Consider the following 5,499-nt stretch of genomic DNA (forward strand, 5'->3'; position numbering starts at 1 on the left):
CCGTCCCCCACCCCCGACAAGAAGGACGGAAAAACCGACAGGAACGGCACGGGCCCCAGCGACGGCAAGCCCGGCAAGAAGACGAGCCCCACTCCCGCCCCCACAACGGAAGCCCCGACACTGCTCCCCAAGTGCCGCCACCACAAGTGCCAATGACCGCCGTGCTCCGGCTGCCTTGCCCTCTACAGCGGCCCCGACCTGACCGGTGCCTGACGGCAGCGCGGGACGAGGACGGCTTCGTGTCGTTCGTCCACGGCCTGCTCCCCGCCCCGGACGCGCAGTTGATCCGGAGGATCACCCGGATCTTCAAGGAAACGTATGAGTTCGAGTACAGCTTCCGCGAGTTGGCCGAGCGCCGCGTGAGCGCACCCGTGACCCTCTTCAAGGCCGCCGGGGACGACTACTCGTTCATCGAGGGCAGCTCCGGCTACTCCGCCGCTCCCCAAGGTGGTCGACCTCGACGGCGACCACTACAGCGTGCTGAAGGAACAGGGCATCACCGAACTCGTCTCCGCAATCCGCACCCGCCTCGACAGCTGACCCCGCCGCCCCTCCGCACAACCCTGCGCGCAACAAAGGAGCACCCGTGCTTGCGCCCAGAACAACTGACGAAGGCTCATGAGTCCATTACGCCCGGGTACTTCTGGACGTCCTCACCTGTGCACTCACACCCGCGTTTGCCGGATGTTAGCGGCGCGGCAGCCTTGCGATAGCGGCCCCGGCCAGAGTGGGTGACGTACCGAGGAAACAGCGACACCGACCGCCATGGGGGACCCGAAATGAGCGCCAACACCACTGCCCGCACCGCCCGTCGCCGCACCGTGCGCCTGGCCGCCGCAGCCCTGACCGCAGCCGCCGCGCTTTCCCTGACCGCCTGCTCCGGCTCGGACGCCGCCTCCAAGCCCGCGGGTCAGCAGGACACGGGCGTGGCCGCCGATGCCGGCGGCGCGCGCCCCGCCGAGTCCAGCGGCGCGGGCTCCTCCGCCGGAGCGCAGGGTTCCGACGTCAAGACGGATTCCGGTGCCAAGGCCGGCACCGAGGCGGGAACCAAGACGGGCGCCGCGGGCCGGCAGGCGGGCAACGCGCACGCCACCGGCGGTAGCGGGGCGGCCTCGGGCGTCGAGCGCTGTCACACCTCCGGTCTGAAGGCGGCGTTCGCCACGGGCGAGGACGCGACCCCGGACCCGAACGCGGGCGGGTCGACGACCACCAGCGTCGTGCTGACCAACAAGGGCGGCCGCACCTGCAAGATCGGCGGCTTCCCGGGCGTGGACCTCAAGTCCGAGAACGGCGGCGAGCGCTGGTCGCTGGCCCGCTCGTCGGCCAAGCACGGCTCGCTCACCCTGGAGCCGGGGGACAGCACCGACTTCACGATCAACCTCGCCATGACCAAGGAAGACGAGGGCTTCTACCAGCCCGCCTTCGCGGAGATCACCCCGCCCAACGAGACCAAGTCGATCACCATCGCGTGGCCCTGGGGCACCCTCGTCGACCAGCGCGGCGCCACCCACCCCGGCACCTTCGTCAACCCCATCGGCTGACGACCGCGGCACTGCCCCGGCACTGCCCTGTCACACGAGCCGACCACCTCCTCCCGCCCCAAGGGGCTTGACGGGGTGGTCGGCAAGCTTGCTGCCGGCGGTCTGACGCTCCGAGCGGCGTGGCCGTGGTGTCGGAGGCATGTCGGCGGCATGTCGGGGCTGTCGGCCCGGTGTCGGTGGAGCCCGGCACCTTTCGAGGGGACCTGCCGGGTGCCCATCCGGCTGTGGGGGGGAAGGGGATCTCTCGTGCATGACGTAGTGATCGTGGGCGCCGGCCCGGTCGGTCTGTTCCTGGCTTGCGAGCTTGGCCTCGCGGGCTGCTCTGTCCTGGTGCTCGATCGGGAGCCGGAGCCCCACTCCCCGTTCAAGGCGATGCCGCTCGGGATGCGGGGCCTGTCCGCCGCGTCGGTCGAGGCGTTCTACCGCCGCGGGATGCTGCACCAGCTGCTGACGGCATCGGGCGTCCACGACGATCCCGGCGCGGACCCCGACGCGCGCGAGCCGGCACCCCCTCGGGGCGTGGGCCATTTCGCCGGCATGGTGCTCGATCCTGCCCAGGTCGACGTCGCCGCCCTGCCGTACCGCCTTCCCGGCCCGGCGAGGGAGGGCATGCTGACACACCTCGAAGCGGTCGAAACGCTGCTGTCCGAGCAGGCATCCCGGCTCGGTGTGGAGATCAGGTACGGCGTCACGGTCTCAGCCCTCGCCCAGAACGAGGAGAGCGCGGTCGCGCGAGCCGGCGAGCGGGAGTACGCGGCGCGCTGGGTCGTCGGCTGCGATGGCGGGCGCAGTGCGGTGCGTGGGCTCGCGGGCTTCGAATTCGTCGGCACCGAGCCACAGTTCACGGGCTACACCATGCAGGCCACCGTCGCCGACGGCGAGAAGCTGGGCTTCGGGATCAACCTGACGCCCACCGGCATGTACCTCCGGCTCCCGCATGGGCACATCGCCGTGATGGACTTCGACGGCGGCGCGTTCGATCGCTCGCAGCAGCCGACTCGCGACCATCTCCAGGCGGTGTTGCGCCGGGTGTCCGGCACCGACGTGACGTTGAGCGACGTCCACCTCGCCTCCAGCTTCACCGATCGGGCGATGCAGACCACGGCCTACCGGCGGGGACGCGTCCTGCTCGCGGGCGACGCCGCTCACATCCACTCCCCCCTTGGCGGGCAGGGACTCAACACCGGCATCGGCGATGCCATGAACCTGGGGTGGAAGCTCGCGGCGACCGTGCACGGGCACGCGCCGGACGGGCTGCTCGACACCTACACCCGCGAGCGCCATCCGGTCGGCGCGGGGGTGCTCGACTGGTCGCGTGCCCAGGTGGCGGTCATGCGGCCGGACCCGCACGGCCAGGCGGTCCAAGGAGTGGTGCGCGACCTGATCGGGACCCGTGACGGAACGACCTACGCGTTCGCGAGGATGTCGGGATCGTCGATCCGTTACGACCTCGGCAGCGAGCATCCACTGGTCGGCCGCAGCGCGCCGGACTTCCGCCTCGAAAACGGCCCTCGCCTCGGCGACCTGATGCGGGACGGACGGGGCGTCGCGCTCGATTTCAGCACCGACGGATGCCTGCGCGGTGCAGCGACGGGTTGGGAGAGCCGGATGCGGTACGCAGCCGGTCCGGCGAGAAACGACCTCGGATCGGGTGCGGTGCTCGTCCGCCCCGACGGAGTCGTCGCCTGGGCCGGTGAGAGCGCCCCCGATCGTGAAGCGTTCGAGCGGGCCGCCGGCCATTGGTTCGGTCCTCCGGCAATCTGAAGCAGCCACCCCGCCCTCCCCAGCGGTCGTCTTCGTTCCTGCGGGTGCCAAAAGGCCCCAAAGGGACCCACTCCGCTGCGATTTCCCTCACCGCAATATCAACGTTCCCATCCGCTTTCGTCCCCTCTCCTCTCCTCACCCGAGTTCAAGGAGCGCATTGACGATCACTGTCCGACCGGGAAGCACCGTGATGTTCACCGGCGATTCGATCACCGACTGCCAACGGCTGGAGAGCGAAGACGGCCTCGGGTTCGGCTACCCGCTGCGCGTCGCGGGCGAGTGGGGGCTCCGGCATCCGGACCGGCCCGTTACGAGCGGTGGTGTGACCGGCCTTGCGATCTCACGCAAAAGTGGAACTGGTGGCCGTCACGGTCGGGCAGGTGCGGTGGCGGATCCAGGCGGCGCCGGCGGCGACGGCGCCGATCATTCCGGCCAGCGCGCCGGGGACGGTGAAGAGGACCTGGTAGTACCCCACTACGGAGGCACCGAAGAGGCCGATCGCGACGCCCAGCACGGCCGCTGCCATGAGAATGACGGGAAGAGCCTTGGTCAGGGCCTGCATGGTCGCTTCGACCACGGGGGCGTGATGGTGCCGGAGCGTCCCGCGCACGGCGCGCCGGATCAAGAAGAAGGCGACAAGCACGCACACGGGCAAGCCCACCCACATCAAAGGAACGCCGGGATCGGGGAACCGGTGCACCTCCCGCAGCACCTGTCCGTCGACCGTGGTCCGCAGGGATTCGCTGCTGGGGTCGAGGAGGTGGGACCAGCACACAAACCAAAAGGCGAGGGCGGCAAGGGCGGGGAGCGCGGCGCCCTGGGCCGCCGCGATGGCGGTCTCCTTCAGGTGCCGCCGCACCGGCAGCAGACCGCGTTCGTCCGCCCAGGAGGTGGCCAGTGCCTCGATGTCCCCGCCGATGTAGTCCGCGACCGAGCGGCCGTCCGCGGAGGCGGCAGCCAGGTCCGCCGCCAGCTCCTCAGCCATCTCATCGGCCGTGTGCTGTTCGACTCCGAGGCGACGCCACGTCTCCGTGGCCTGGTGTATCGCGTCCTCGACCGTCAGTGTCATGATTCCTCCCGCGCAGGTGGGCCGATGAGGGAGCCGATGCTCGTGGCGAATTCGCCCCAGTCACGGCTCCACGCCCGGAGCATCCGCATGCCGGCTTCGCTGGGCCTGTAGTAGGTACGGGCGGGGCCCCCGCCCCCGCTGCGGCGTTCGATCTCGACCAGCTCGCGCTTACGCAGGCGCGCCAGTGCCGGGTAGATGGAGCCGTCCGCGACGTCGAGTCCGGCCTGTGCGAGCCGGACGGTCATCTCGTACCCGTAGACCGGGGCCTCCGCCATCAAGGCCAGCAGGCACATATCCAGCACCCCTCGCAGCCACTGTCCGCGGGGGGTGGACGTCTCTTCCATGGCCAGTACCTTACACAGCATGAGTCATGCACTGCAAGGTAGTGCAGTGCAAGGTAGTGCGTGGCGCAGGGCCCGCGCCAAGGCTGGCCTGCCGGAGGCGGCACGCCCGCGCCCCGGAGAGGTCTGGCCAACAAACAAGGCCCAGGTCGCCGACCTGAGCCTTCACCATGGAGCGGGTGACGGGAACCGAACCCACGCTCTGAGCTCGGGAATCAGGGCCCTTTCACGATGCGAGCCCAGGCGCCGCCGATGCGGCGCCCTTGGCATCAGCCGATGCCCAGCCGGCGCTCGGCGTCGTGGCGACCGATGAGGAACCAGAGCAGGCACCAGAGCCCGCCGAAGTGCGGGTCGGGTTGATCAGGCTCAGTCGGAGTAGCGGTAGTGGGTGATGGAGACCTTTACCGGGTCGTCGTTCGAACCGTTGGTGAGCGTGCGGATGATGGCAATGTCCTGGCCGCCGTGCGCGCGGACGCAGAAGGTGCGGTCGGCGCGCAGGGTGGTGAAGGGCAGGGTGGAGGCGGGCTGGGTGTTGATGCCTTTGAGGCAGTCGGGGAGGGTGAGGGGCTCGGTGGGTGGGATATAGGCGGTGCTGTCGTCGGGGATGTAGTACTCGCCGTCCTCGCGGCCCAGGTACCAGGTGGAGTTGTTCTGGGTCACCTTGCCGGCTTTGAGATCGAACTCGTAGTCGGAGTCGGGGGAGGTGAGTTCGCGGTTCGTGTAGGCGGCGGTGTAGCCGGGGACCGTGGTCGGTCGCGGGGGCGTGGAGTGGGAGGACGGGGTG

At 69.9% G+C, this 5,499-nt stretch carries 5 protein-coding genes and 1 pseudogene; 3 read left to right on the forward strand and 3 right to left on the reverse strand.

All coding sequences use genetic code 11. The features are described from left to right. Window positions 1–215: 215 nt before the first annotated feature. The 3 genes and pseudogenes from EST92_RS30810 to EST92_RS30820 all read left to right on the forward strand — a co-directional run. Window positions 216–540, forward strand: a pseudogene (locus EST92_RS30810) (hypothetical protein); the annotation flags it as partial. Between the two features lie 239 nt (window positions 541–779). Then, window positions 780–1,541: a DUF4232 domain-containing protein gene (locus EST92_RS30815; RefSeq protein ID WP_129283961.1), complete on the forward strand. Its 762-nt coding sequence runs from the start codon at window positions 780–782 to the stop codon at window positions 1,539–1,541. Window positions 1,542–1,787: 246 nt separating this feature from the next. After that, window positions 1,788–3,305: an FAD-dependent oxidoreductase gene (locus EST92_RS30820; protein WP_129283962.1), complete on the forward strand. Its 1,518-nt coding sequence runs from the start codon at window positions 1,788–1,790 to the stop codon at window positions 3,303–3,305. 340 nt (window positions 3,306–3,645) lie between these two features. Here the strand turns inward: EST92_RS30820 and EST92_RS31745 are convergent, their stop codons facing one another. The 3 genes from EST92_RS31745 to EST92_RS31455 form a co-directional block, all read right to left on the reverse strand. Further along, complete coding sequence (locus EST92_RS31745) at window positions 3,646–4,374, reverse strand: hypothetical protein (protein ID WP_174244184.1); 729 nt, start codon at window positions 4,372–4,374, stop codon at window positions 3,646–3,648. Beyond that, a complete protein-coding gene (locus EST92_RS30830) occupies window positions 4,371–4,718 on the reverse strand; it encodes a PadR family transcriptional regulator (RefSeq protein ID WP_129283963.1) in 348 nt (115 codons plus the stop codon). The genes EST92_RS31745 and EST92_RS30830 overlap by 4 nt, the downstream gene beginning before the upstream one ends. Window positions 4,719–5,081: 363 nt before the next feature. Beyond that, on the reverse strand, window positions 5,082–5,499 hold a 418-nt coding region (locus EST92_RS31455), incomplete at its 5' end, for a hypothetical protein (RefSeq protein WP_161981809.1).

This window comes from Streptomyces sp. TM32 (genome assembly GCF_004122755.1).
Classification (GTDB): domain Bacteria; phylum Actinomycetota; class Actinomycetes; order Streptomycetales; family Streptomycetaceae; genus Streptomyces; species Streptomyces sioyaensis.

Coding starts and splice junctions, on each gene's coding strand:
- EST92_RS30830 (WP_129283963.1), bottom strand. CDS start 4,718: ATGGAAGAGACGTCCACCCCCCGCGGACAGTGGCTGCGAGGGGTGCTG.
- EST92_RS31745 (WP_174244184.1), bottom strand. CDS start 4,374: ATGACACTGACGGTCGAGGACGCGATACACCAGGCCACGGAGACGTGG.
- EST92_RS30815 (WP_129283961.1), top strand. CDS start 780: ATGAGCGCCAACACCACTGCCCGCACCGCCCGTCGCCGCACCGTGCGC.